We start from the raw sequence: 25,637 nt of genomic DNA, 5'->3' as shown, positions 1-25,637 counted from the left end.
TGCGGAATGGCTCACCTGTCGTCGGCGTCGCGACCGATGGTCGCGGCCAGGGCGGAGCCGATCGTGGGATGACGGAACGGATAACCCGCCTCTTCGAGCGCCGTCGGGATGGCCCTCGGCCCGCGCAGGATGGCCTCGTCGGCGAACTCGCCGACGAGCGCGCGCAGGGCGAACGCGGGCATCACCAGCGGAGTGGGGCGATTCAGTGCGCGACCCAGCGCGCGGTTGAATTCGGCGTTGGTGACCGGTGCCGGGCCGACCGCGTTGATCGGCCCGGACACGGTGTCGTTGGTGAGCGCGAAGACGATCGCGCCGATCTCGTCGTCCAGCGAGATCCACGGCGTGTACTGGCGGCCCGTGCCGAGCCGACCGCCGAGCCCGAGGGAGTACAGCGGGTGCAGCATGCCGAGCATCCCGCCGTGCTTGGACAGGACGACAGCACTGCGCAACAGCACGGTGCGCACGCCCGCGGCGCAGGCGGGACCGGTCGCGGCTTCCCAGTCACGGCACAGCGTGGCGAGGAAACCCGAACCGGCGGGGGAGGATTCGTCCACGACGCGGTCGCCGGTCGCGCCGCCGTAGTAGTGCACGCCGCTGGCGTTGACCAGCACCGGCACGCCCGCGGCGGCCACCTTGTTGGCTAGGACGTCGGTCGGGGTGATGCGGCTGTCGCGCAGCTCCTGTTTGAAGCTGCCGTTCCAGCGACGCCTGCCGAGGCTCGCCCCGCACAGGTTGACCACCGCGTCGGCCCCGCGCAACGCCCGCTCGTCGAGCTCGGCGCGGGCGGGATTCCAGACGAACTCGTCCGGTGCGGCCGCGGGACGGCGCACCAGCCGGGCCACCTCGTGCCCGTCGCGGCGCAGGGCCGCGACGAGCGCCGTCCCGATCAGCCCGGACGAACCGGCGATCACGACCTTCATTGCGGGACGAACCTTCCCGGGCTACAGACCCAGATCGGCCTCGAACGCGGCCTCTTCGAGGCGGTGGCGGATCGTGGTCAGGAAGCGACCGGCGTCCGCGCCGTCGATGAGGCGGTGATCGTAGGTGAGCGGCAGGTAGCACATGGAGCGCACGCCGATCGACTCGTTGCCGGTCTCGTCGGTCACCACCACCGGGCGCTTGACGATCGCGCCGGTGCCGAGCATGCCCGCCTGCGGCGGGACCAGGATCGGGGTGTCGAACAGCGCGCCCTGGCTGCCGATGTTGGTGATGGTGAAGGTGCCGCCCGCCAGCTCGTCCGGCTTCAGGCCGCCGTTGCGGGCCCGGTTGGCGATGTCGGCGATGGCGCGGGCCAGACCGGCGAGCGACAGGTCGCTGGCGTTGTGGATGACCGGGGAGAGCAAGCCCTGCTCGGTGTCGACGGCGATGCCGAGGTGCACCGAGGCGTGGTAGGTGATCTCCTTGGTGCTCTCGTCGTAGGAGGCGTTGACGTTCGGGTGCACGCCGAGCGCCTCGACGACCGCCTTCGCGAAGAACGGCAGGAACGTCAGGTTGACGCCCTCGCGGTCCTTGAACGCGCGCTTGGCCTGCGCACGCAGCGCCGCGATCTTGGTGACGTCGGCCTCGTGGACCTGGGTCAGCTGCGCGGTGGTCTGCAGCGATTCGCGGGTCTTGGTGGCGGTGATCTGCCGGATCCGGTTGGCCTTCTGCGTGGTTCCGCGCAGGTGCGCCAGCTGCGAAGCGGCGGCCGGAGCCTTGGCGGGCGCGGCGGCAGCAGGAGCCGGAGCGGCCGCGGGGGCGGGCGCCTTCTTGGCCTCGACCGCGGCGAGCACGTCCTGCTTGCGGATGCGGCCGCCGACGCCGGAACCCTGCACGGTGGCCAGGTCGACGTTGTTCTCCTCGGCGAGCTTGCGCACCAGCGGGGTGACGTACGGGGTCGCGCCGTTGCCGTCGGCGGCCGGGGCGGGAGCCTTGGCCGGAGCCGGCTTAGGGGCCGGGGCGGGCGCGGGGGCCGGAGCGGCGGCCGCGGGGGCCGGAGCGGGCTTGGGCGCGGGCGCCGGAGCAGGGGCCGGTGCGGGGGCGGGAGCCGGAGCCGGGGCGGGCGCGGGGGCCGCGGCCGCGGGGGCGCCGCTGCCGATCACGCCGAGCTGACCGCCTACGGAGACCACGTCGTCTTCCTGCGCGGTGATCTCCAGCAGGGTGCCCGCGACGGGCGAGGGGATCTCGGTGTCGACCTTGTCGGTGGAGACCTCGAGCAGCGGCTCGTCGACCTCGACCTGGTCGCCGACCGACTTCAGCCAGCGGGTGACGGTGCCCTCGGTGACCGACTCGCCCAGCTCGGGCATCTTCACCGAGGTGCCTTCGGCGGCGCCTGCCTGCGCGGCGGCGGGCTGCGCGGCCGGTGCCTGCGCGGCGGGAGCGGGTTCCGGTTCGGGAGCCGGGGCGGGCTCTTCCGCGGCGGGCGCGGGAGCCGCTGCCTCCGGTGCGGGCGCGGGTGCGGCGGCGGGCGCCTCACCGGCATCGCTGATCACGCCGAGCTCGCCGCCGACCTCGACCACATCGTCTTCCTGGGCGACGATCTTCGACAGCACACCCGCCGCCGGGGACGGGATCTCGGTGTCGACCTTGTCGGTGGAGACCTCGAGCAGCGGCTCGTCGACCTCGACCGTGTCTCCTTCCTGCTTCAGCCACCTGGTCACCGTTCCCTCGGTGACGCTCTCACCAAGAGCCGGCATCTGGACGGAGAAGGCCATGTCCGTTGACTCCTCTGACTGCTCGACGGGTTCTACAACAGTTGATCTCTGGCGGGTCGCCCACCGCTGGTCGCGGTGAAAACCCGGAAGCCACCATCATTCTGAGTGGCACCGGAGATCTGTGCGGTTCTTGTACCGCGGTCCATCCTTGCACTCGTCCGCGTGGCGTGTAGCACAGGGCAGGTCTCTACCGGGAAGCTGGCAGTATGGGAGGACCGGGTGTGAGCATTTATCCGGTGTACGAAGGAGGTCGGCGTCAATGGGTTTGCTCGATCGTTTCCGTGGCGCCCTGAACCGGGGAGGGCCCGCCGCACGTGCGGCGACCTCGCGCAACGAGGATGCCCGCTACCTCGCCGACTGGGTGCGCACCCACATCGGCGTCGAAGGCTACCTGGAGCCGAAGACCACTATGACGGATGTCACCGTGGTGTTGGTCGCCGCGGACGGTGAGTGGACGCGGCGGATCGTCGGCGAGCGCGGGGCTCGGCGGCTGGCCGACGATCTGAGCATTCCGGTGTACGAGGTCCGCAAGACGGGGTATCCGCAGCGGATGCGGGATTACGACGCCAGGAAGAGGATCGAGCGTCAGCGGGCGTTCGAGGACGAGTTGCGGGATTTGTAGGGCAATACCTACGGCAAACCATGCGCCACGGCCATCACTGTCTGCATATCGCACCGTGGGCCAGGCCCGGCCTGGCTGCGCCTGTCGCCACCGTGGCCACACTGCACTCGGTGAACACCCGGCAGTCGGCCGTGTTCCATGATTCCCAGGCTGGCAAACCAGGCTGCAACAGATTGCCGCGCGCGAGAGCAGTCGCCTGCAACGCCCCTGAGTCGGGTCATTCACACGACCGACCTCGAGGTGCGACCGGCGTCGTTGCGTGGTGCAAATCTCGTCATCGGCCGTCCGAGTGGTTCCGGCAACGGTTCCCGCAGGGGGACCAAGGTGACCGGATCCAGGTGCGCGACACCGGTCACCATGAGCAGGCTGACCCGCCTATGTTGCCGCCGCGGGCTGCTTGTCGCCCTCTTTGTTATCGGAATTGAGCATGCTCATGGCGGTTTGGAGCGCCTTGAAAATGGGTTCGCGATACGTTCCGAACGTGGTCAGCACGTCATAGAGCTTTTTTAGGTAATTCATCGTATCCAGGCAGCTTTTCGAGAACTTCGCCAGAAACGCGGAGATGACGTGCCCGGCTGCGGCGCCTGCGGTAACCGCCAGTTCGACCGTGTATCCGATGGCCGCACCAAGCAGGCTCGCGATGATGTCGCGCACCAGATCTCGAACGATGGCAATGATTTTCGAGGCCAGCTCCATTTGCTTGCTGAGTGAAGCGGCTGCGGCTGCGGCGGTTTCGATCGCGGTGATGATGTCTTTGGCACGGCTGCGGTACGCGTCGCCCGCACTGCCGGTCCAAGTGTTGATGTCCTTGTCGATACTTTCCAGCCAGCTATTGCTCATCTTGGAGAGTTCGTCCGAAATCGACTTCCATGATTTCGAATACGCCTCCACGATCGTCGGGTTGCCGGACAGCTCCTCGTAACTCTGTTTGAGCGGCTCGATGTGCTCCAGCATCCATTTGGCGACCTGAGTTCCCGCGAAACCGAAGGGATCTTTGATCGCCTCGACAGCGGCCGCCCCGACAGCGGCTACACCAAAGAGGGCCTCACCGTAGCTTTCGTTTCTCAGGTGTCCGTAGATATCCCACGTGTCGCCTGCGACGGTGCCTTTGAGTACGCCTAGGCCGCCGGTCTTTTCGTCTCCCTCGAGCCCGACATTGGACAACCAGGAGACGTCCTCCTGGTAGTAGGCATTGCGGTAATCGGAACCCTTGTCGATGAGATCGTTCGCGGGCGGCGCGGCGTCGTCGAAGCTCATTTGGATTCCCCGATCGTCGCCTGCAGTTCTTGCAGTTTCCTGGCGAACGATCCGTCCGCGTCTTCGAAGGTTGTTGCCACCGTCTTCAGGTTCTCAGGTAGTTGGGCGGTACTCTCGCCGGCCTTGCGGATCACCTCGATCGTCGTTCGATGGTTGTCCTCGAAGATCCATGTCATCAGTGATCGAAGCATGTTGCCGTACCCATCGTCTGCCGACGCGAGATAGGTTGCGGCTTCAAGGCATTCGTCCACGCTGCCCATGAGCACCTCGAGTTTGTCCGCGTGCGTTCGTACTTCTTGGGGATCGACCGAGACGGCGTCCGGATTGGTCGTCATCGATTACACCAGCCAAGATTTCCGCCGGAAGTACTCATCATCCTCGTCCGGTTCATCCGGGATGACGATCTGATTGCGGTCGGGTTTGCGTGTCCGCGGCTCCGGGGGCGCCGCGGACACATACGCGGGTGGCGTCGAATACTGCTGAGCAGAAGGTGGATTGGCTGCCGACGGCGGAAAATGGTCAGCCTGCGACGGAGTGAAATTTTGCGCTGTCGGCGCACTCGTCTCCGGTTCTGGGAAGCGCCGGTTGAACCCGTCGACGAGTGCGGCACCTGCAGGATCATCGCCGACGACATCCTGCACCAGCTCGGCAATGCCTGGCCGGAGCTTTCCCTGCGCCCGCCGCATACACGACAAGATCTCCGCGGCAAGTGCACGCGAATCCATGTCCCGCACAGTCGGTGTCAGATCGATCGCTGTCGGGACCCCGCTGCTATCCACGGTGACGCTGACTCGTCCACCGGCTCCCGTTTCGGTAGCCGTCAGGGCTGTCATTCGCCCCTGTAACTCGGCAAACCGCTGAGCCTTTCGTTCCATATCTGCGGCCATCTGCGCGAACCCCTCTATTGCGCGGCCCAAATCCATGTCGGCGGCCATCGATACCTTCCCCCTATAGTCAAACGTTCCAGCTCGACCGATCTGCCCACGAAAGGCATTGAGCACAAATCGCTTTCGGCACCCTACGTCGAGTGTTGGAACCTGTCAATTCTGATGAGACCGTTCTGTGTCGATATGTGCTGCAGTCGAGAATTCGTTGTTTCAGGCTGCTTTGATTGCCGAGTGCATATCAGAGTCGGCTGAGCAGGGCGCAGGGCAAGGACGTTCGCCTTTCAGCGTGTTCGGCCGGTGGTTGCGCCCAGAGACCGCAATCCGGCAGTCGAGTGCATGCGAGCAGGTCGAGGGTGGTGCGGGCTGGGTCGGGGTGAGCAAGGCATCGGCTTGGTCAGCACTCAGACATCGCAGCGGCGGACATTCACGAGGTTGGGCAATCCATCGCGCCCATTCCCATGTCCCCGCCGCAGGTCGCGCCAACCGGGCCACGCACCGTCGCTACCACGAATCTCCACCAGCCCGAAGATCAACTCCCCGACACTCGCGTGCACCCACTTCGGCAAGAGAATCCTGTTCCCGCCGAGGACGACCACTGGTATCAGCAACACCGAATAGCTGTACGGCCTCGGGATTTCCACCATCACCAGTGGCAATCCCATCGCAACGATCGAGCCGAACTGCAGGACGAAGTCGATCAACGTGGCCCCCAGCGACCGCAACTTGCGTGGCGACGGATACCGCGTATCCCCTTCTTCCCCATGGTATTTCGGCAGAAAATTAGGCGATTTCGACAACCCGAGGGCATCCCCCAAACTCATCGGGCAATCATGACACAGTCCGGCTCGGCCGAGTGTGCTGACAGCCGATCCCATCGCCGCCGCCGACCATCCGGGCGCTGCACATGCGGAAGCAACCAACCACTGGAAGTGCGCCGCCCGATCGAACCCGAACGGCGCACCCCACCTCACTCCGCCGCGATGTCCTCGATCACCGCGATCAACGTCCGCACCGGAACACCGGTGCCGCCCTTCCCGATGTACCCGAACGGCCCACCCGTGTTGTACGCGGGGCCCGCGACGTCGAGATGAGCCCACTGCACGCCTTCCGGCACGAACTCCTTCAGGAACAGTGCGGCCGAGAGCATTCCGCCCCAGCGGTGCTGGGCGACGTTGGCGAGGTCGGCGATCTTGGAATTGAGGTCGGCGCGGAGTTCGGCGGGAAGGGGCATGGCCCAGCCGTTTTCGCCGACTTCGCGGGAGAGGCGGGCGACGCGGTCGCGGAAGTCGTCGGTGCCCATCACACCGGGGGTGCGGGTGCCGAGGGCGACCATCTGGGCGCCGGTGAGGGTGGCGACGTCGATCAGGTAGTCGGGGGAGTCCTCACTGGCGCGGACGATGGCGTCGGCGAGGATCAGGCGACCTTCGGCGTCGGTGTTGAGCACCTCGACGGTGGTGCCGCCGTATTGGGTGAGCACGTCGCCGGGGCGCTGCGCGGTGGCCGAGGGCATGTTCTCGGCCATCGGGACGGTGGCGCTCACCGTGACCGGCAGGCTCAGCCGGGCCGCGAGCAGGGTGGTGGCGATGACCGCGGCGGCGCCCGCCATGTCCGAGGTCATGTTCTCCATGTTCTGCGCGGGCTTGATGGAGATGCCGCCGGTGTCGAAGGTGATGCCCTTGCCGACCAGCGCGATCTTCTTGGGGCCGCCGGAGTAGGTGAGCCGCACCAGCCGCGGCGGGCGCGAGGAGCCCTTGCCGACGCCGAGCACGCCGCCGTAACCGCCCGCCTCCAAAGCCTTTTCGTCGAGCACCTCGACCTCGAGGCCTGCGGCTTCGGCCAAAACCTCGGCGCGCGCGGCGAATTCGGCGGGGAACAGGTGGCTGGGCGGGGTGTTGACGAAATCGCGTGCGGTGGCGACAGCCTCGGCGACCAGCTGCGCGCGGAACAGCGCCTCTTCACCGAATTCCGCTTCGGGGACGAGGAATTCGATCCGGGCGACCGGCAGCTCGTCCGGCTTGGGGGCGGACTTCTCCGACCGGAACGGAGTGAACGAGTAGGCGCCGAGGTAGAAGCCTTCGGCCGCCGCGCCCAGATCGAGGCCGGACAGCGTGGTCGCCACCAGCTCGGTGCCGTTGAGCGAGCGGCCCGCGACGCCGGCGGAGCGGCGGATCTGCTCCGCGTCCACCTTGTCGGCGGCGCCGAGCCCGACGGCGAGCACGCTGGTGACGTTGTCCAGTCCGGCGGGCGCGGGCACCCGGGTCAGTTCCTCGGCCTTGCCCTTGGCGCCGACCGCGCCCAGCTGGTCGAGCAGCTCCGCACGGACCTCGGCGGTGAGCACATCGCCGAACAGGTCGTCGGGCGCGATCGACGGACCGTTCTCCGAAGACGTCAATCCGATCACCAGCACGTCGGTGTCCGGTCCGATGGTTTCGGTGCGCGCCAATTCCGGTCCGAGTGAGCGATCTGCAACAGCGGTCATTGGCACAGGCTATTCGCTCTGCTTCGACAGCCGCATGGCGACGCCGTCCAGTAGCAGCTCGACGCCGGCGGCGACCAGCTCGTCGAGGTCCAGCTCGGGGCCGGGCGGTCCGGCGGCGAACAGTTTGCGCATGGTCGGCCGGGTGTCGACCAGTTCGGCGAATTCGGCGTGCAGCGACTCCGGCAGTGTCTCGAACTGCTCCCCGCGGTCGGAACGCAGCAGCGCCAAGCCTTGAACAAGGCCGGAGTAGGCGAGATAGACCGTGATCACCTCGTCGCGGGTGAGGCCGCTGGCGTCCAGCGCGGTGAACGCGCGCTCGAGGACGTCGAACAGGGCGGGACCGATCGGCGGCTTGGTACGTGCCAGCACCGGCAACACCCACGGATGGCGCTGGTAGAGCAGCCACTCCTGCTCGGCCTCATGGGTGAGCGTGGCACGCCAGTCGGTCGGGGTGACCGGGGGCGGCGGGCTTTCGGCGAGGACGAGTTCGGTCATCGCGGTCAGCAGCGCCTCCCGGTCGGGGAAGTGGCGGTAGAGGGCGGCCGTCGCGACGCCGAGCTCGCTGGCGAGACGGCGCATGGTGAGACCGTCGATGCCCTCGCGGTCGGTCAGCTCAACCGCGGTCCGGGCGATTCCGACCGCGGTGAGCCGGGCGGGACGCGGACGGGCGGCGGGCACGCGCCGGTCGCGGCGGGCGCGGTAGGCGCGGGCCTGGCACGAGCGCGAGCAGTAGCGGCGTGATCGGCCGCGGCTCGGTTGGGTCAGCGCCTGCCCGCAGGTGGCGCAGGCCGGTGATTTCGACACACCAACAAGTGTGACGAAATGATGGCTGTACCGCACTGGGCTCCATAAATTGGCGAACGTTGACATCGTTCACAACGGGAGGTTCACCATGCAGCCCACAGTTCGCCGGGCGGGATTGCACGAGATCGACGCGGTCGCGGCCGCCTTCGCGAGGGGGTCCGCCGACGAGGCGGTGACGGCCTGGGTGGTCGCCGATCATCCCGAGGTCGCGGAGGCCTTCCGCACCGAACACGCGCCGCGCCTCGTCGAACGCGCGATCCGCGACGACGAGGTCTGGTTGGCTGGAACCGACGACGAGATCTGGGCGGTCTCGCTCTGGCAGCAGGTGACCTCGCCCGATCGAGTCATCGCCGAGGCTGCCGAGATGCGCGCCATGGCCGAGGCCGCGCCTGGCTTGCGTCCGCTGGCCAGGCTGGTCGCCGTTACCGCGCTGCTCGCCGAACACCATCCGCGCGAGTTCCCGCACCGCTATCTCCAGGCGATCGTCACCGTGCCGGAACACCGCGGCAGAGGTGCGGGCGGCGCCATCCTCGCCGACCGGTTGAAGGCGTTCTCCGACGCGTCCGAGACCGCGTTCCTCGAGGCGAGCACCGAACGCTCCTCCCGCCTCTACGCCCGCAACGGGTTCGTCCGCACCGGCGTCACGCACGCGTTGCCCGACGACGGGCCCACCCTGATCCCGATGTGGTTTCGCGGCTGACGCGCCGGACTGACCGGTTGGGACGAGCGGCGGTGCAGCGGGCCGCCGCGGCATAAGTGGTCCGATGGTGGGCCCGCCCTCATCCGGATGTGGTTCCGCGGCCGATGTGCCGGACGGATCGGTCCGGACGGGTGGCGGTGCGGCGGGCGGCTGCCGCGGCGGATGTTGTCTGATGACGGTCCCGCCCTCATCCGAATGTGGTTCCGCGGCTGACGTGCCGGATGGACCGGTTGGGACGCGTGGCGGTGCGTCGGGCGCTGCCGCGGACCGTGTTGTCCGATGGCGGGCCCGCCTCGTCCGGATGTGATTCCGCGATTGACGCACCGGAACAGATCGATCCGGACGAGCGGCTGTGCGCCGGACGTCGGGCAACGACGGCATCCGGCGCGCGGCCCGACCGCCCGGTCCAGCGGTTAAGCTCGCCGGGTGACCGAGAAGAACCTGCTGCAAGGCCCGATTCACGATGTCCACGTCGAGCTGGGCGCGACGTTCGCGCCGTTCGGCGGGTGGGAGATGCCGGTCTCGTACGCGGGGACGGTCGGCGAGCACCAGGCGGTGCGCACCGCCGTCGGTCTGTTCGACGTGAGTCATCTCGGCAAAGCGACGGTCGCCGGGCCGGGCGCGGCGGCGTTCGTGAATTCCGCGCTCACCAACGATCTCGGCCGGATCCGTCCGGGCAAGGCGCAGTACACGCTGTGCTGCACGCCCGAGGGCGGCGTGATCGACGACCTGATCGCCTATTACGTCAGTGACGACGAGATCTTCCTCGTGCCGAACGCGGCGAACACCGCGGCGGTGGTCGCGGCTCTGCGCGCGGCGGCCCCCGAGGGCATCACGGTCACCGACGAGCACCGGGAGTACGCGGTGTTCGCGGTGCAGGGCCCGCGCTCGACCGAGGTGCTCACCGCGCTCGGTTTGCCCTCCGACATGGAGTACATGGCCTACGCCGACGCCGAATGGGACGGGCGTCCGGTCCGGGTCTGCCGCACCGGCTACACCGGTGAGCACGGCTACGAGCTGCTGCCGCGCTGGGCCGACGCCGCGGCGGTGTTCCGCGCGCTCGCCGAGCAGGTCCGGGCCGCGGGCGGTCAGCCCGCCGGTCTCGGCGCGCGCGACACCCTGCGCACCGAGATGGGTTACCCGCTGCACGGACACGAACTGTCGCCGGAGATCTCGCCGGTGCAGGCGCGGGCCGGTTGGGCGGTCGGCTGGAAGAAGCCGGAATTCTGGGGCAAAGCCGCACTGGAGAAGGAGAAGTCGGACGGACCGCGGCGAACCCTGTTGGGGCTCAAGGCGCTCGACCGCGGCGTACTGCGTCAGGGCCAGTCCGTGCTGCGCGACGGCGAACCGGTCGGCGAGACCACCTCGGGCACCTTCTCGCCGACGCTCAAGGTCGGCATCGCGCTCGCACTGCTCGACACCGACGCCGACCTCGAGCCGGGCAACGAGGTCGAGGTGGACGTGCGCGGCCGCCGTCTGCGCTGCGAGGTCGTCAAGCCGCCGTTCGTGCAGGCGCGCACCGCCTGAGCCGCTGGTCGGGACGCGACAGCCTCGGCCATGCGGAACTCCGCCGGCCGGTACTCGCGTCCCTCGGGTGACGAACCGGGTCTTCGCCCGCCGCGCGCCGACCTCGCGAGGGGAATTCGGGAAGGCGGCAGCCGAGTCGTTTCCCGACAGGTGGACGGAAGGAAATCCGGCACCGATAGGATCACCTGCATGACCGTTGCCGCACAGTTCGCCCATGTTCCGCATCCTGCGCCCGCTCCGGCGCAGCGGGTACAGGAGATTCTGGCGGCGCCGGGGTTCGGCCGGTTCTTCACCGATCACATGGTGTCGATCGACTACACCGCGGGCGAAGGGTGGAGCAACGCGCGAGTCGAGCCGTACGGCCCGCTGCCGTTGGACCCGGCCACCATGGTCTTCCACTACGGCCAGGCCATCTTCGAGGGCCTCAAGGCGTACCGGCAGAGCGACGGCAGCGTCTCTTGTTTCCGTATCGACGCGAACGCGACCCGCTTCCGTAAGTCGGCGCGCCGCATGGCGATGGCCGAGCTGCCGGAGGAGCTGTTCGTCGAGTCGGTGCGTCAGCTGCTCGAAGTGGACGAGCGCTGGGTGCCCGCCGCGGGCGGTGAGGACTCGCTCTACCTGCGGCCCTTCATGTTCGCCACCGAAGCAGGCCTGGGCGTGAAGCCCGCCGCCTCCTACAAGTACCTGCTGCTGGGTTCGCCCGCGGGCGCGTACTTCCCGCGCGGTGTGAAGCCGGTGCGGGTGTGGCTGTCCACCGAGTACGTGCGCGCCGCGCCCGGCGGCACCGGCGAGGCCAAGGTGGCGGGCAACTACGCCGCGTCGCTGCTCGCCCAGGCGCAGGCCTCCGAAAAGGGCTGCGATCAGGTGGTGTGGCTGGACGCCTGCGAGCGCCGCTACGTCGAGGAGATGGGCACCAACAACCTGTTCTTCGTCTTCGGCTCGGGTTCCGAGGCGCGGCTGGTGACCCCCGAGCTGTCGGGCTCGCTGCTGCCTGGCATCACCCGCGATTCGCTGCTCACCCTCGCCGCCGACTCGGGTTATGTCGTGGAGGAGCGCAAGGTTTCGGTGGAGGAGTGGCGCAAGGGCGCCGAAAGCGGTGAGATCAGCGAGGTTTTCGCCTGCGGTACCGCCGCCGTCATCACCCCCGTCGGCTGGGTGCGCTCCGCCGAAGGCGAATTCACCATCGGCGGCGGCGAACCGGGCGCGGTCACCATGGCGCTGCGCGACACGCTGACCGGAATCCAGCGCGGCACTTTCGAAGACAAGCACGGCTGGATGCGCGGTATGTGAGAACGGCTCGCCCTTGCAGGGGGCGGGCCGTAGGCTCGGCTGTCGGACAGCCGGGAAAGTGGGGGAGGACATAGTGCGGCGATCGATCGCGGCCGGAATCGTGTTGGCAACCATAGGTGTTTCGGCCTGCGGTGGTGGAACCTCGTTGCCAGACAAGGCAGTTCGCACCACTACGTCTGCGGCAGCGGCGCCGACGACCACCGGGCATCCCCCCAATCCCGCGCCGGTGTGGTCGAAAGCCGGTCTGGACTTGCAGGATTCGATGATCTCGTGGATCTCGATGGCGGGCAACGCCGTCCTGGTTCCGGACGAGGACGCGCTGGTCGCGGTGGATCGATCCTCCGGCCGTGAGCTGTGGCGCAGGGAGCCGAAGCGGAAGGACGCGAAATACTTCTACACGGCGAGCGACGACGTCGTCGTCTTCCTGGAGGACGGGGGCAACCTGGGGGACCCGGCGCTGGTGGAGGTCATCGAGGCCGCCGACGGCCGGACGCTGTGGCAGGCGAGCGCCGATGACGCCGTGGTCTTCGACAAAGCGATCTACACAGCCGACTGCGCGCGCGGCCGCGAGGACTGCACCTCCATGCGCCACGACATCCGATCCGGAGCGCCGACTTGGCTCACGCCGGCTGGGGGGGCGAGCCGACGACGACACTGTCGGCGTCTGGCATCATCGCGCTCCCGTGGAACCGGCGTTGGTGTCCATCGCTGTGGAGAACCCGTCCTCCACAGCGGAGCGTCCGTGGGCGCTCGTGGAGGCGTCGACGGGGACCGTTCTCCCGGGCCGCGCCGAGCACCACGCCTGGTACAACCTCGCCGCGGGCGACCTCCTGGTGGCCACCGATCATCATGCCTCGTCCGACAGCGGCGAGTGCCGCGTCTCGATCACCGCGACCGACGCGCGCAGCGGCGCCGAACACTACCGCGGCAACGTATACAGCGGCCGCCGCAAGGCCGGCGAGTGTCAGAACATGCTCGGCCCGGTCTTCGGAGACGATCAGTTCATCGGCGCGGGCACCCGCATCGCGGCGGTCACCGCTTCCGGTGCGCCGCAGCTGTTCGACCTCGCCACCGGAACGACGGTGTGGACCGGCTCGGGCACGGGCAGCCCGCTGGACGGCGACGACCGGTCGCTGCTGTTCGGCGAGTTCGCCGATCAGGGGGCGCTGTCGTTGTTCGACTTCGCGACCGGCGCGCTGAAGTGGACGGTGCCGGATCCAGGATTCGAATCGAGCCCGATGAGACAGCTGCGCACGATAGTCGCCGGTGACCGGGTGGTGATCGACGGTGTCCTCAGGTCAGAGCCCGGCCCAGGGCACGTGACTGTCGTCTTCGACCGCGAATCCGGCCGCGAGGTCCAGCGGTACCGGGGCTTCCTGGGCGGTGCGGGGGCGGACTGGGTGGCCGTCTTCGCCGAGCGGGACGGCCAGCCTGCGCTGGAGTTCCATCGCTGAGATCGGAACCCACCGCTCCGCACGTTCGCTCCGCCGTAACGACCTCGGTCGTCTTTGCCCACGGTGACGGTCGAAGCGCGCTGGGCAGACACCGGTCAGCGCGGACGCCGAGGCGCTGCACGAGGCCGGTCGGTGTGCCCGGCGGACGTCCGACGAATTTGCTGGGCGGTACTCAGCCCGGCATCAGCATCTGCCACTGCTCCAGCGTCTGCGGCCGCATGACGTAGTTGTTGTCGCGGATGGACGACAGCGCCGCGCTCGGTTCGTGCGAGTACCAGTGGCCGGGGTAGACGACAGGGTCGCCCTGGAGTGCGGCGAGACTGCGCAGGCTGCGGAACATTTCGTCGGAGTCGCCGCCGGGGAAGTCGGTGCGGCCGCAGCCGTCGACGAACAGGGTGTCGCCCGCGATGAGGCGATCCTCGAACAGGAAGCACTGGCTGCCCGGGGTGTGCCCCGGGGTGTGTAATAGCTCGATCTCGAAGGCTCCGACTTCGACCTTGTCGCCGTGCTCGTGGCCGGTGAGTTCGCTGGGCGCGATGCCGGTGACGTTGGCGACCCAGGACAGTTCCTGATTGTTCACGTGCACGGGCACGCTGGTCTTCTCCAGCAGTTCCCGCACGCCGCGCAGCGTGAAGCCGAGCATGGTGCCGCCGACGTGGTCGGGGTGGTGGTGGGTGGCGAGAACTCCGGTGATGCGCAGTCCGTCGGCCTCGGCGACGGCCACCAGATCGCCCGCGGCGTAGGCCGGATCGACCACAACGCATTCGCCCGTCTCCCGATCACCGATCAAGTAGGCGAAATTTCGCATCTGCGTCGCGATCGGATCACCGACGGCGTAGTCCCGGCCGGACAGCAGTTGTCGAAAATACAGGCGCTCGGAAGACATACCGCCCACATTAGATCCTGACCCAGACGGTTCGTGCGCCAGTGTGGAAAAGATTCCGATGGGTCGGATCACGGTGCGCGCAAACCGGTGGCGAGTGGGTGCTGTGGCCACCTTCGGCGGTGCGCCTAGTGTTGCGTTCGTCACGATTCGCGCGAGGCGAGTCCGTCGGTTCGTCGATTTCGATTGTCCGCCAATGGTTTTCCTGGCTCGGGGGATGCGGCGTGCGTACCCGGCCCGGCATTGCCGCGCGCCCGAGATTCCGCAGGGTTCCCGCGAAATCGGTGCCGGGCGAACCGCACCGCAACACCGTCGCCCATTCTCGGTGCGCGGCGGGGAGACGAAGTTCATACACCGTCGAAACTCGATATATATCGCCACGTGATACCGAGGGTTACGTCAATTTTACGATTTATCCGGTAAGCGAGAGTCCGGCCGCGGCGACAGTGACCGCAATCTCGATCCCCGCACCCAGCACGTCGCCCGACAACCCCCCGAACCTGCGCACCATGTGCTGGATCGCCAACGTCGCGACGGCCACGGACACCGTGACCGCGACCGGCCCGAGCCAGGGGCGATCCGGCACCGCCAGGACTCCGCAGGACAGCGCGACGACCACCCACGCCGCGCCGGTCAGCCGAGACTGGGTGCCGGAGACCAGCGCGCCGAACATGGCGCCAGGCGCGGCGGGCACTCCGCGGCGACAGGCGAGGACGACGACGACCCGCCCGGTCGCGACCGCCAGCGCCACCGCGAGCCACCGTCCCGCGTCGGCCAGTGCGGCGAAGGCGAACGACTGCACGCCGATGGCGAAGACCAGCGCGGCCACGCCGAACGGCCCAACCCCGCCGCTCTTCATGATCTGCCGAGCGCGCTCGGGCGGGCCGTAGCTGCCCAGTCCGTCCATCGCGTCGGACAGTCCGTCCAAGTGCATGCCGCGGGTGAGCAGCGCCAGCGCCGCAACGGTCACCAGTCCGGCCAGCGGTGCGCTGGCGCCCGCGCCGGTCAGCGCCCACAGCAACGCGGTCGCCGCGGCGCCGAGCAGCACACCGACGACGGGCGCCAGTGCGATCGCACGGCACGCCGCGGCTCGATCGACCGCGTCTGGGCCGCGCACCGGAAGCACGGTCAGCCAGGAGACGGCCAGCCGGATCCCGGCGCCCGGCGTCATTTGGTCAGGTTCGGGGCGGCCGTGGCCGCGTCGTCGGCGGTGCTGACGCCCGCCTCGCCGAAGGTGGCCATCTCGGCCAGTGCGGCGACGGCGGCGCGCAGGATGGGCAGGGCGGCGAGCGCGCCGGAGCCTTCGCCGAGACGCATGCTCAGGTCGATGAGCGGTTCCAGGCGCAGCTGCTTCAGCGCCAGATCGTGCGCGGGTTCGGTGGAGCGGTGTGCGGCCAGCCACCAGGCGCTCGCGCCCGCGGCCAGATCCTCGGCGACCAGCGCGGCCGCGGTGACCACGACGCCGTCCAGGATCACCGGTGTGCGACGGGTCGCGGCCTGCGCGAGAAAGCCCGCCATGGCGGCGAAATCGGCGCCCGCGGCGACCCGCAGCAGATCCACCGGATCCTTGACGACCGGCCGGGCACGGCGCATGGCGTCGCGAATGGCCGCGACCTTGCGTGACCAGCCCGCGTCGTCCACGCCGGTGCCGCGCCCGACCGCGACGACCGGCTCGGTGTCGGTGAGCGTGGCGATGAGCACGGTGGCGGGCGTGGTGTTGCCGATGCCCATGTCGCCCGCGACGAGCAGATCGGCGCCGCCGTCGATCTCTTCGTCGGCGATGGCGCGGCCCGCGGCCAGGGCTGCCCGCACCTCCTCCTCGCTCAGCGCGTCCTCGCGGTCGATGGAACCGCTCGACCTGCGCACCTTGTGCTTGCTCACGACGGAATCGGTCTCGGCGTCGACCGAGATGTCGGCGACCCGCACGCTCGCGCCCGCGACCGCGGCCAACGCGTTCACCGCCGCGCCGCCGCCGAGGAAGTTGGCGACCATCTGTGCGGTCACCTCGCTCGGGTACGCCGACACACCGTGCCGCGCGACGCCGTGATCACCGGCGAAGACGACGACCCTGGCCCGTTCGAACTGCTTCGGCGGGCACACGCCCTGGCAGGCGGCGACCCAGTTGCCCAGCGTCTCCAGGCGACCCAGCGCCCCAGCGGGTTTGGTCAGCTGCGTCTGCCGCTCTTCGGCGGCCGCGCGAATCCGCGCGTCGGGGGGCGCAACCGGTCCGAATCCGTGTGTCACTGTCGAGCCTCTCCGGTCGGGCGGCGTCCGCCGCACGTGCTTCCGACGCCCAATCTTGCCCGGAACGCATCGCCCGTACCGCACCTACCCGGATCCTCGGGTCTGCCTCTCTTCGTGACGGGGTCACTTCCTTATCGCGCGGAGCCGAATGGATTCGAGGGAAGCGGTTCGAACGTTCTTGCCGTCGCCGCTTCCGAGGGCGCCGCTACTTCAGCCGGACGGGAAGACCCGCGACGACGAGGAACGCTTCGTCGCAGGCCTGCGCGAGGCGCTGGTTGAGGGTGCCGATCTCGTCGCGGAACAGCCGGCCGGAGCGGGTCGCTGGGATGACGCCCATGCCGACCTCCGGGCTGACGATGATCAGCCGGTGCCGGTAGGCGGCCACGGCGGAGACGAGGGCTTCGGTGTCGGGGGCGACGGTGCCGCGCGGGGAATCCCAGGCGTCGAGCGCGTCGATGCGCGCGGTCAGCCAGGTGCCGATGTCGTCGATCAGTGTCGCGGCCTCGGGTGCGGGGTCGGCGAGAACCGCTGCGGCGTCGGCGCTTTCGACCACGGTCCAATCGGCGGGCCGACGCTCCCGATGGCGGGCGATGCGTTCGGCGAAGTCGTGGTCGTCCGGATCGGGGACCGAGGTCGCCAGGTACCGGACCACCCCCGTCGCCGCGGCGAGGTTCTCCGCGAACGCCGACTTCCCCGAGCGAGCCCCGCCGAGCACAAGCGTCCGCAATGGACGCGCGGTTCCGGAATCCTGCGACACGCGAGCACGCTACACCGATTGATTCCGTTGCCAGACGGTGTGCTCATCAGCCCGTCGGCGACGTGGCGCCGAAGCGGCGGCGGTATTCGGTCGGGGAGATGCCGACCAGGCGCTGGAAGTGGTGGCGCAGCAGGGCGCCGGAGCCGAAGCCCGCGCGGGCGGCGATCTGTTCGAGGCCATGTTCGGTCTCTTCGAGCAGGTGCTTGGCGTAGAGGACGCGCTGGTTGGTGAGCCATTTCACCGGGGTCGTCCCGGTCTCGGCGGCAAAGCGGCGGGCGAAGGTGCGCGTGGACATCATCGAGCGCGCGGCCAGGTCGTCGACGGTGTGCGGCAGGTCGAGGTTCTCGCTCATCCACTGGAGGGTTGTCGCGAGGCTGTCGGTGGTGCATGCGGGGACCGGGCGTTCGATGAACTGTCGTTGCCCGCCGTCGCGCTGCGGCGGCACGACCATGCGGCGGGCGATGCCGTTGGCGGCGGCGCTGCCGATCTCCCTGCGCACCAGGTGCAGGCAGGCGTCGATGCCCGCGGCGGTGCCCGCGCTGGTGATGAGGTTGCCCTCGTCGACGAAGAGCACGTCGGGGTCGACGGTGGCGGACGGATAGCGCTCGGCGAGCTGATCGACGTAGCGCCAGTGCGTGGTGCATTTGCGTCCGTCGAGCAGGCCTGCCGCGCCCGCGACGAACGCGCCGGAGCAGACGGTCAGCACGATCGCCCCGGCATCCGAGGCGCCGCGCACGGCGTCGACGATCCGCGGGTCGAGCCCGTCCGCCAGCGCGGGGGCGGGGGCGGCGGGGACCGCGACCAAGTCGGCATGGAGGAGTTCGTCCAGTCCGAACTCGGGAGTGATCGTCACCCCCGGCGTGGTGGAGCGCAGCGGCTTGCCCGGTTCCGACCCGCAGACCTTGAAGTCGAAGCCGGGCAGTCCGTCGGCGGTGCGGTCGAGCCCGAAGACCTCGCAGACCACGCCGAACTCGAACATGGCGAGCTTTTCGAACAGCACGACCGCGACCTTCGACAGCATGCACCGAGGGTACCTGGCCGGATATTTGCGAACAATGGCTTCGCTGCCACTTTCGGCGGAAAATCAATCAGCGCAAAATTTCTGCCATGCTGACTTTCCTTCTCCTCGCGACCGTCATCGTGGCGGTGTCTCTCTTCCTCGCTCGCGGTCGCGGACTCGCCGGATCCACCCACGTGACCGACCGGGACGCGCAGCGGCTGCGGGCCGAGCTGAACGCCATGCGTTTCTCGCACCACCGCTGAAACGCGAAACGGCCGCCCGTGGCTACTCGCCACGAACGGCCGAACCCGGAGCGATCGCCGCTCGAACTTCTAGACCGCGTCGCCGGGACCGACTCGCGGCTTCGGCGCCCGCATCTTGCGGATCTGTGAGGCGCGGACGAAGGCGTACCAGCCGAGCCGGAAGCCGGTGTCGGTGTTCTCGGGGAACCGCTCGCTGACCCGGTTGTTCACGATCCGGCCGAGGATGACGCCCTCGATGATCATGAACAGCATCATCACCAGCATGGCCAACGTCACGATCGTCTGCAGACCGGGCGCGGCGAACATCGACATGATCAGCACCAGCGCCATCGGCATGAACAGGCCGACCAGGTTGCGCCTCGCGTCGACGAGATCGCGCACGTAGGCGCGGACCGGGCCCTGATCGCGCGGCAGCAGGTACTTGTCCTCACCCGCGAGCATGCGGGCCCTGCGGTCCTGGGCGGCGAGCCTGCGCTCGGCGCTGGCGGCCTTGCGCTCCTCCTTGGTGCCGCGGGTGGCCTTGCGGCGCGCTCGCGCTTCTTTGGCGGTCAGCGGTGCAGGCGCGACCGGACCGCGCCGCTTGCCTTGCGCCTCACGGCGTTTCGGGGTGGGACGGCCCTTGCCCGGGGTGACCGTTGGGGTCGTCTTGGTGGTGGTGGCGGTGGAGCCGCCGTTCGCGTCCGCCGTGGTGTCGGCGGTCGCGTCGGTGGTGCTGGACTCGCCGCGACGGAACAATTTCACAGCAACCAGGCTATTCGATGCGCCAGCCAGCCGGAAATGCGGCCGTGGGGAGGGCCACGCAACACCCAGGTTGTGTCAACGCGCGAGGGGTCGAGTGGCAAGATGGGGAATAGCAGCCCGCTGAGTGGTGTTGACTCCACGAGCCGTGCGCTGTTCACGGGTTGACCCACAGCTGTCCTGAGGAGAGTTCATGACTGTGCCGAACGAGACGACCACCCACGGTGTGACTCTGACCGATGCCGCCGCCTCGAAGGCCAAGGCGCTGCTGGATCAGGAGGGCCGCGACGACCTGGCGCTGCGCATCGCGGTGCAGCCGGGTGGTTGTGCGGGCCTGCGCTACCAGCTCTTCTTCGACGACCGCTCGCTCGACGGCGATCTGACCGTCGACTTCGGCGGCGTCACCCTGGCCGTCGACCGGATGAGCGCTCCCTACGTCCAGGGCGCCTCGATCGACTTCGTCGACACCATCGAGAAGCAGGGTTTCACCATCGACAACCCGAACGCCACCGGCTCCTGCGCCTGCGGCGACTCCTTCAACTGATTCGCAAGAGGTGTCCATCCGCCTCCGCTGAGGCCGCGCGCGGCTGTTGACGCCCTGCGTCCGGCCGCGCCGACCACCGGTACCTGCCGCCTTCACCGCGGTAGCGCACCCGCACACGGACTGCGTCGGGGGAAGTGGGCGTATCTCCGCCTCCGCTCCGGCCGTGCGCGGGCTATCGGGGCACGGCGCCCGGCCGCGCTGATCTCGCATACGCCCGCCGGCACTGCGGCCGGCGCGGACTGTCGGCGGACCGCGCCGATTGCGTCGATGCCGCTGGAGCACACCGGGGATCGGCTACGGTGGGAGCGGGGATTTTCGATCTCCCCCCACCGCCTGCCGCCTACCGTTGAAGGGCCCAGCCTCGTGTCTATCGCCGTGTCCGCGTCCATTGCGACCGACCACCTCATGCGTTTCCCCGGACGGTTCGCCGATGTGCTCTTGGCCGATCAACTCGATCATGTTTCGCTGAGCTTCCTCGTCGACGATCTCCAGATCCGCCGCGGCGGTGTGGGAGGCAATATCGCCTACGCCATGGGTGTGCTGAATCGCACGCCGCTGCTGGTCGGCGCGGTCGGCTCCGATTTCGCCGACTACCGCGCGTGGCTGGAGCGGCACGGCGTCGACTGCTCCACGGTGCATGTGTCCGATCGCGCGCACACCGCTCGTTTCGTCTGCACCACCGACGACGACATGGCGCAGATCGCGTCCTTCTACCCCGGCGCGATGAGTGAGGCGCGTGACATCTCCGTCGCCGAGCTGGCCGAGACCAGGCAGCTGGATCTGGTGCTCGTCGGCGCCAACGACCCCGAGGCGATGCTGCGCCACACCGAGGAATGCCGCGAGCTCGGCATCCCGTTCGCGGCCGACCCCTCGCAGCAGCTCGCCCGCCTGGACGGCGACCAGGCGGTGCGCCTGATCGACGGCGCCGCATACCTTTTCACCAACAAGTACGAGTGGGCGCTGCTGCTGCAGAAGACCGGCCTGAGCGAAGACGAGATCGCCAAGCGGGTCGGCATCCGGATCACCACCTTGAGCGCCGACGGCGTGCAGATCGTCGACAAGGACGGCACCGAGGTCCGAGTCGGCGTGGTCCCCGAGCGCACCAAGGTCGAGCCGACCGGTGTCGGCGACGCCTTCCGCGCCGGCTTCCTCACCGGTCACACCGCCGGACTGAGCCTGGAGCGCTCCGCCCAGCTCGGATCGCTGGTCGCTGTGCTGGTACTGGAGACCATGGGCACCCAGGAGTGGACGCTCAACAAGGACGAAGCACTCGAGCGCCTCACCGAGGCCTACGGCGCGGCGGCCGCCGACGACATCAAGCCGCTGCTCTGACCTGATCTCGGCACAGCGCTTTCCGGAGCCCTCGGTCGCCCGACCGGGGGCTCCGGCGCGTCGGCGCGGCGCGCGGAACCTCGAAAGGGCCTCGACCGAATGCCGAGCGGAAAGAGCCCCGGCCGATCGAACTGCCTCGCCAGGAGCAGTTCACGATCGGCCGGGGCTCTTTTGATTCCACGGGCCTTTTACGAGACGGCCTTTACAACGACACCGGGTAGACCGGCTCCTGGATCTCCGGCTTGATCCGGTTCTCCACGAAGATGCCGTGCCACACCATGAAGACCAGCAGCGTCCACAGCCGCCTGCTGTGATCGGACCGGCCGGCGCGGTGGTCGTCCAGCATGGTCTTGATGGCCGCCTTGTCCAGCAGGTGGTCGGTCTGTGAGTCGGCGATCTGCGCCTGCGCCCAGTCGTAGAGTTCGGTGCCGCGCAGCCAGTGCCGCAGCGGGACCGGGAAGCCCAGCTTGGCGCGGTGCAGCACGTGCGGGGGCACGATGCCCTCCAGTGCCTGGCGCAGCGCGTACTTGGTGGTCTCCTTGGTGATCTTCTGCTCGAAGGGCAGCTGCTCGGCGACCTTCAGCACCTCGGCGTCCAGGAACGGCACCCGCAGCTCGAGCGAGTTGGCCATGGTCATCTTGTCGGCCTTGACCAGGATGTCGCCGCGCAGCCAGGTGAACAGGTCGAGGTGCTGCATGCGCGCCACCGGGTCCCAGCCGCGGGACTGGGCGTAGATCGAGGCGGTGACGTCCCGATGGGTCCACTCCGGGCGGAACTCGCGCAGCACGGCGCGCAGCTGGGCGTCGTTGAAGCTGCGGGCATTGCCGTAGTAGCGCTCCTCCAGCGTGAGCGAACCGCGGTGCAGCAGGCTCTTGCCGCGGGTGCCGTCCGGAATCCGGTCGGACAGCTTGCCCGCCAGCCTGCGCAGACCCTTCGGCAGGTACTCGAAAGGCTCGAGCGACAACGGTTCCCGGTAGATGGTGTATCCGCCGAAGAGCTCGTCGGCGCCCTCGCCGGAGAGGACGACCTTGACGTGCTTGCGCGCCTCCTTGGCCACGAAGTACAGCGGAACCAGCGCCGGGTCGGCCACCGGGTCGTCCAGGTACCAGACGATCTCGGGGATGGCGGCGGCGAACTCGGCGGGCGAGACCACCTTGACGATGTGACGGGCGCCGATCGCCTCTGCGCTCTCGGCGGCCACGTCCACCTCGGAGTAGCCCTCGCGCTCGAAGCCGGTGGTGAAGGTGATGAGCTTCGGGTTGTGCCGCATGGCCAGCGCCGCCACCGCGGTGGAGTCGATGCCGCCCGACAGGAACGACCCGACGGTCACGTCGGCGCGCATGTGCTTGGCGACCGAGTCCTCGAGCGCCGCCGCGATCTCGCGGTAGCGGGCGGATTCCGAACCCGGTGTGAAGGGGCGCACCGTGAAGCCCGGCCGGAAGTAGCGGGTGAGCTTCGGTTCCTCGCCGGGGCGGACCGTCGCGTAGGTGCCCGACTCCAGTCGCCGGATGCCCTTGTGCAGCGTCTCGGGCTCCGGCACGTACTGCAGCACCGTGTAGTGCTCCAGCGCGCGCGGGTCCAGCTCGTCGGACGACCGCAGCGCGGGCAGCAGGTCGAGCAGGCTCTTCTTCTCGCTGCCGAAAGCGGTGCCGCCGGCGCCGGTGGCCAGGAACAGCGGCTTGATGCCGAACGGGTCGCGGGCCAGGAACAGCTCGCTGGTCTCGGTGTCCCAGATCGCGAAGGCGAACATGCCGCGCAGCCGCCGCACCGCCTCGGCGCCCCAGTAGTGGAAGGCCGCCACGATGGCCTCGCTGTCGCCTTTGGTGGCGAACATCTTCCCGTCCGGGAACTCGGCCCCGTGCGCCGCCGCCAACTCCTCGCGCAGCTCGATGTAGTTGTAGATCTCGCCGTTGAAGGTCAGCGCGTAGCGCTCCGGGTTGTCGGCGGGACCCCAGCGCAGCGGCTGGTGCGAGTGCTCGATATCGATGATCGACAGGCGGTTGAAGCCGAAGACCAAGTGGTCGTCGTGCCAGGTGCCGCGCTCGTCGGGGCCGCGGTGGCGCATGCAGTGCAGCGCGTTGTAGACCTGGTCGACCACGTCGGATGTCGCCGCGTCAGATGTCAGGAATCCGAGCAGTCCGCACACGGTGTCGGCAACCTCGTTTCTCCGGTGAGGGACGCCGAGTGACGGGCGTCCGGATGGCTTGGGGTGCTGCGGCGCGCGCCACGCACACCGCGGGCCGAAATGTTGTGTCCGAGTATGCCGCACGCGGGGGATCCGCGCGCCGCGCACGTCCTGTCCTGCGCGGATGCACTGGTGACTGCACCGGCTCCCGCGCTGGCGGAGTGTCGAACGCGACCCGACGTCAATGAGGACGCCGGTTTGGTCTACGCTGCGTAGTACTCAGGCCATTCTCAGGCGACGCGTGCGCGGAGTCGGATGCCCGCCGGGACGGCCTGACATGAGCTTGAAAGTGTCGTCAGGGCAGATCGCGGCCCCGGCGGCGCACTGTCGGAATGTGTGGCGACCAGGAAGGCGTGAGCGTGGCGCACAAGGCGAGCGAAGAGATCGGGGCACGACCCGTGAAGGGGCGGTATTCACCCGCCCCGTCGGCTTCGCCGACCAACCAACCCCGAGGCCGCGTCCTTCGGCGGGCCGGGCTGGCGGTGTCCTTGGGGATCACCGCGATGCTCGTCTCGGGCTGCTCGATCGACAATGTTTGGCTGCGGTTCGGCTGGCCCTCGGGTATCACGCCGCAGGCCACCCGGATGCGGGAGCTGTGGACCTGGTCGGTCGTCGCCGCGCTGGCGATGGGTGTGCTGGTCTGGGGTCTGACCTTCTGGACGGTCGCGTTCCACCGCAAGAAGAAGGACTCCCCGGAGTTCCCGCGGCAGACCGGTTACAACGTGCCGCTGGAGCTGACCTACACGGCGATCCCGTTCGTCATCATCGCGGTGCTGTTCTACTTCACCGTGGTGGTGCAGAACTACGTCCACGAAAAGGTGGACAACCCGGACGTGACGGTCGACGTGACCGCCTTCCAGTGGAACTGGAAGTTCGGCTACCGCGAGGTCGACTTCAAGAACGGCTACCAGTTCAACGGCATCGACTCCGTCCGCGAGGACGCCGCGCAGGCGCAGCTGGAGGAGTACGAGGAGCGGACCGAGAACGGTCACCCGCGGCCGGGCCCGGTGCACGGCAAGCCGGAGAACGACATCCTGTCCTACCTGCACTACGACACTGTCGAGACCGTTGGCTCCAGCAGCGAGATCCCGGTCCTGGTGCTGCCGACCGGCAAGGTCATCGAGTTCCAGCTCGCCGCGGCCGACGTGATCCACGCCTTCTGGGTGCCGGAGTTCCTGTTCAAGCGCGACGTGATGCCGAACCCGAAGGAAAACCACTCGGACAACGTCTTCCAGATCACCAAGATCGAGAAGGAAGGGGCGTTCGTCGGCCGCTGCGCCGAGATGTGCGGTACCTTCCACTCGATGATGAACTTCGAGGTCCGTGCCGTGTCGCCGGAGAAGTTCACCCAGTACCTCGACGCGCGTCGGGCGGGCAAGACCAATGCCGAGGCGCTCGAGGCGATCGGTGAGTCCCCCGTCGCCACCTCCACCCGGCCGTTCAACACCGACCGCTCGGTCAAGAGCGCGGCCGCGCCCGAGACCAAGTGAGGACTGATCTGACATGAAGATCGAAGCGCGCATTTTCGAACTGCTGACGGTGTTCTTCGTCATCGTCGGCATCGTGTACGGCTTCTTCACCGCCCAGTCGCGCACCGGCGTCGAGTGGGCGGGCACCACCGCGATCGTGCTGACCGCGGGCCTGTCGCTGATCATCGGCACCTACTTCCGGTTCGTCGCCCGTCGTCTCGACCTGCGTCCAGAGGACTTCGAGGACGCCGAGATCGTGGACGGCGCCGGTGACCTCGGCTTCTTCTCACCGGGCAGCTTCTGGCCCATCACCCTGGCGGCCGCCGGTTCGGTCACCGCGCTGGGACTGGCCTTCTTCGAGCCGTGGCTGATCGGTGTCGGTGTGCTGTGCGTGCTCGCCGCGGCGGGAGGCCTGGTGTTCGAGTACCACCTCGGGCCCGAGAAGCACTGAGAACGAACACGAAGCGCCCCGCCGGGAAACCGGTGGGGCGCTTCGCCGTTTCCCGAGT

At 68.6% G+C, this 25,637-nt stretch carries 25 protein-coding genes and 1 pseudogene; 11 read left to right on the top strand and 15 right to left on the bottom strand.

The features are described from left to right. Positions 1-11: 11 nt before the first annotated feature. On the bottom strand, positions 12-920 hold the full coding sequence (locus AB0H50_RS18615) for a TIGR01777 family oxidoreductase (protein ID WP_357453807.1): 909 nt from the start codon (positions 918-920) through the stop codon (positions 12-14). Between the two features lie 21 nt (positions 921-941). After that, positions 942-2,693 carry a 2-oxoglutarate dehydrogenase, E2 component, dihydrolipoamide succinyltransferase gene (gene sucB, locus AB0H50_RS18610; RefSeq protein WP_357453804.1) on the bottom strand — a complete coding sequence of 584 codons (1,752 nt, stop codon included), beginning with the start codon at positions 2,691-2,693 and terminating at the stop codon, positions 942-944. A gap of 259 nt (positions 2,694-2,952) precedes the next feature. On the opposite strand from sucB, the gene AB0H50_RS18605 reads away from it, so the two are divergent. Then, on the top strand, positions 2,953-3,315 hold the full coding sequence (locus AB0H50_RS18605) for an oxidoreductase (protein ID WP_357453801.1): 363 nt from the start codon (positions 2,953-2,955) through the stop codon (positions 3,313-3,315). A gap of 375 nt (positions 3,316-3,690) precedes the next feature. On the opposite strand, the gene AB0H50_RS18600 is transcribed toward AB0H50_RS18605, so the two are convergent. The 6 genes from AB0H50_RS18600 to AB0H50_RS18575 all read right to left on the bottom strand — a co-directional run bounded on the left by AB0H50_RS18600 (position 3,691) and on the right by AB0H50_RS18575 (position 8,742). Beyond that, positions 3,691-4,572, bottom strand: a complete 882-nt coding sequence (locus AB0H50_RS18600; protein WP_357453798.1) for a hypothetical protein — start codon at positions 4,570-4,572, stop codon at positions 3,691-3,693. Continuing rightward, positions 4,569-4,907 (bottom strand): type VII secretion target, encoded by a 339-nt coding sequence (locus AB0H50_RS18595; RefSeq protein WP_357453795.1) that lies wholly within the window; start codon positions 4,905-4,907, stop codon positions 4,569-4,571. Before AB0H50_RS18595 ends, AB0H50_RS18600 begins: the two co-directional genes overlap by 4 nt. Positions 4,908-4,910: 3 nt before the next feature. After that, positions 4,911-5,507: a YbaB/EbfC family nucleoid-associated protein gene (locus AB0H50_RS18590; RefSeq protein WP_357453792.1), complete on the bottom strand. Its 597-nt coding sequence runs from the start codon at positions 5,505-5,507 to the stop codon at positions 4,911-4,913. A 353-nt stretch (positions 5,508-5,860) separates the two neighbouring features. Beyond that, a complete protein-coding gene (locus AB0H50_RS18585; protein ID WP_357453789.1) occupies positions 5,861-6,280 on the bottom strand; it encodes a hypothetical protein in 420 nt (139 codons plus the stop codon). Between the two features lie 146 nt (positions 6,281-6,426). Further along, complete coding sequence (locus tag AB0H50_RS18580) at positions 6,427-7,938, bottom strand: leucyl aminopeptidase (protein WP_357453786.1); 1,512 nt, start codon at positions 7,936-7,938, stop codon at positions 6,427-6,429. A gap of 9 nt (positions 7,939-7,947) precedes the next feature. Continuing rightward, entirely contained in the window at positions 7,948-8,742 is a 795-nt protein-coding gene (locus tag AB0H50_RS18575) for a TetR family transcriptional regulator (RefSeq protein WP_357453783.1), read from the bottom strand. Between the two features lie 88 nt (positions 8,743-8,830). Between AB0H50_RS18575 and AB0H50_RS18570 the strand changes: the two genes are divergently transcribed. The 5 genes and pseudogenes from AB0H50_RS18570 to AB0H50_RS18550 all read left to right on the top strand — a co-directional run bounded on the left by AB0H50_RS18570 (position 8,831) and on the right by AB0H50_RS18550 (position 13,713). Then, positions 8,831-9,442 carry a GNAT family N-acetyltransferase gene (locus AB0H50_RS18570; protein ID WP_357453780.1) on the top strand — a complete coding sequence of 204 codons (612 nt, stop codon included), beginning with the start codon at positions 8,831-8,833 and terminating at the stop codon, positions 9,440-9,442. 426 nt (positions 9,443-9,868) lie between these two features. Continuing rightward, positions 9,869-10,969: a glycine cleavage system aminomethyltransferase GcvT gene (gene gcvT, locus AB0H50_RS18565; protein WP_357453777.1), complete on the top strand. Its 1,101-nt coding sequence runs from the start codon at positions 9,869-9,871 to the stop codon at positions 10,967-10,969. Between the two features lie 189 nt (positions 10,970-11,158). Then, positions 11,159-12,259 carry a branched-chain amino acid aminotransferase gene (locus AB0H50_RS18560; protein ID WP_357453774.1) on the top strand — a complete coding sequence of 367 codons (1,101 nt, stop codon included), beginning with the start codon at positions 11,159-11,161 and terminating at the stop codon, positions 12,257-12,259. A 262-nt stretch (positions 12,260-12,521) separates the two neighbouring features. Continuing rightward, positions 12,522-12,770 (top strand): annotated as a pseudogene (locus AB0H50_RS18555) (PQQ-binding-like beta-propeller repeat protein); the annotation flags it as partial. Positions 12,771-12,957: 187 nt separating this feature from the next. Continuing rightward, on the top strand, positions 12,958-13,713 hold the full coding sequence (locus AB0H50_RS18550; protein WP_357455280.1) for a PQQ-binding-like beta-propeller repeat protein: 756 nt from the start codon (positions 12,958-12,960) through the stop codon (positions 13,711-13,713). Between the two features lie 172 nt (positions 13,714-13,885). On the opposite strand, the gene AB0H50_RS18545 is transcribed toward AB0H50_RS18550, so the two are convergent. From AB0H50_RS18545 to AB0H50_RS18525, 5 genes are all read right to left on the bottom strand, one after another. Continuing rightward, on the bottom strand, positions 13,886-14,599 hold the full coding sequence (locus tag AB0H50_RS18545; RefSeq protein WP_357453771.1) for an MBL fold metallo-hydrolase: 714 nt from the start codon (positions 14,597-14,599) through the stop codon (positions 13,886-13,888). 409 nt (positions 14,600-15,008) lie between these two features. After that, positions 15,009-15,767, bottom strand: coding sequence for an adenosylcobinamide-GDP ribazoletransferase (locus AB0H50_RS18540; RefSeq protein WP_357453768.1), 759 nt, complete (start codon positions 15,765-15,767; stop codon positions 15,009-15,011). Further along, complete coding sequence (gene cobT / locus AB0H50_RS18535; protein WP_357453765.1) at positions 15,764-16,840, bottom strand: nicotinate-nucleotide--dimethylbenzimidazole phosphoribosyltransferase; 1,077 nt, start codon at positions 16,838-16,840, stop codon at positions 15,764-15,766. The genes AB0H50_RS18540 and cobT overlap by 4 nt, the downstream gene beginning before the upstream one ends. Positions 16,841-17,045: 205 nt before the next feature. Continuing rightward, positions 17,046-17,597 carry a bifunctional adenosylcobinamide kinase/adenosylcobinamide-phosphate guanylyltransferase gene (gene cobU, locus AB0H50_RS18530; protein WP_357453762.1) on the bottom strand — a complete coding sequence of 184 codons (552 nt, stop codon included), beginning with the start codon at positions 17,595-17,597 and terminating at the stop codon, positions 17,046-17,048. Between the two features lie 46 nt (positions 17,598-17,643). Next, a complete protein-coding gene (locus AB0H50_RS18525) occupies positions 17,644-18,618 on the bottom strand; it encodes a helix-turn-helix domain-containing protein (RefSeq protein ID WP_357453760.1) in 975 nt (324 codons plus the stop codon). 86 nt (positions 18,619-18,704) lie between these two features. On the opposite strand from AB0H50_RS18525, the gene AB0H50_RS18520 reads away from it, so the two are divergent. Continuing rightward, positions 18,705-18,860, top strand: a complete 156-nt coding sequence (locus tag AB0H50_RS18520; RefSeq protein WP_357453758.1) for a hypothetical protein — start codon at positions 18,705-18,707, stop codon at positions 18,858-18,860. Positions 18,861-18,929: 69 nt separating this feature from the next. On the opposite strand, the gene AB0H50_RS18515 is transcribed toward AB0H50_RS18520, so the two are convergent. Further along, on the bottom strand, positions 18,930-19,601 hold the full coding sequence (locus AB0H50_RS18515; RefSeq protein WP_357453756.1) for a DUF3043 domain-containing protein: 672 nt from the start codon (positions 19,599-19,601) through the stop codon (positions 18,930-18,932). A 190-nt stretch (positions 19,602-19,791) separates the two neighbouring features. Between AB0H50_RS18515 and AB0H50_RS18510 the strand changes: the two genes are divergently transcribed. Both AB0H50_RS18510 and AB0H50_RS18505 read left to right on the top strand, forming a co-directional pair. Next, the gene (locus AB0H50_RS18510) at positions 19,792-20,142 is read left to right on the top strand and encodes an iron-sulfur cluster assembly accessory protein (protein ID WP_067785873.1); all 351 of its coding nucleotides are present in this window, start codon (positions 19,792-19,794) and stop codon (positions 20,140-20,142) included. A 363-nt stretch (positions 20,143-20,505) separates the two neighbouring features. Then, positions 20,506-21,474, top strand: a complete 969-nt coding sequence (locus AB0H50_RS18505; protein WP_357453753.1) for a carbohydrate kinase family protein — start codon at positions 20,506-20,508, stop codon at positions 21,472-21,474. Positions 21,475-21,676: 202 nt separating this feature from the next. Here the strand turns inward: AB0H50_RS18505 and asnB are convergent, their stop codons facing one another. After that, on the bottom strand, positions 21,677-23,620 hold the full coding sequence (asnB, locus tag AB0H50_RS18500; protein WP_357453750.1) for an asparagine synthase (glutamine-hydrolyzing): 1,944 nt from the start codon (positions 23,618-23,620) through the stop codon (positions 21,677-21,679). A gap of 542 nt (positions 23,621-24,162) precedes the next feature. Between asnB and AB0H50_RS18495 the strand changes: the two genes are divergently transcribed. Beyond that, the gene (locus tag AB0H50_RS18495) at positions 24,163-25,149 is read left to right on the top strand and encodes a cytochrome c oxidase subunit II (protein WP_357453747.1); all 987 of its coding nucleotides are present in this window, start codon (positions 24,163-24,165) and stop codon (positions 25,147-25,149) included. Between the two features lie 13 nt (positions 25,150-25,162). Next, entirely contained in the window at positions 25,163-25,579 is a 417-nt protein-coding gene (locus AB0H50_RS18490; protein WP_357453745.1) for a cytochrome c oxidase subunit 4, read from the top strand. Positions 25,580-25,637 lie beyond the last annotated feature (58 nt).

Origin of the sequence: Nocardia sp. NPDC050793, from assembly GCF_040654065.1 — a bacterium.
Lineage (GTDB): Bacteria > Actinomycetota > Actinomycetes > Mycobacteriales > Mycobacteriaceae > Nocardia.
This window is presented reverse-complemented; position numbering and strand designations above follow the sequence as displayed.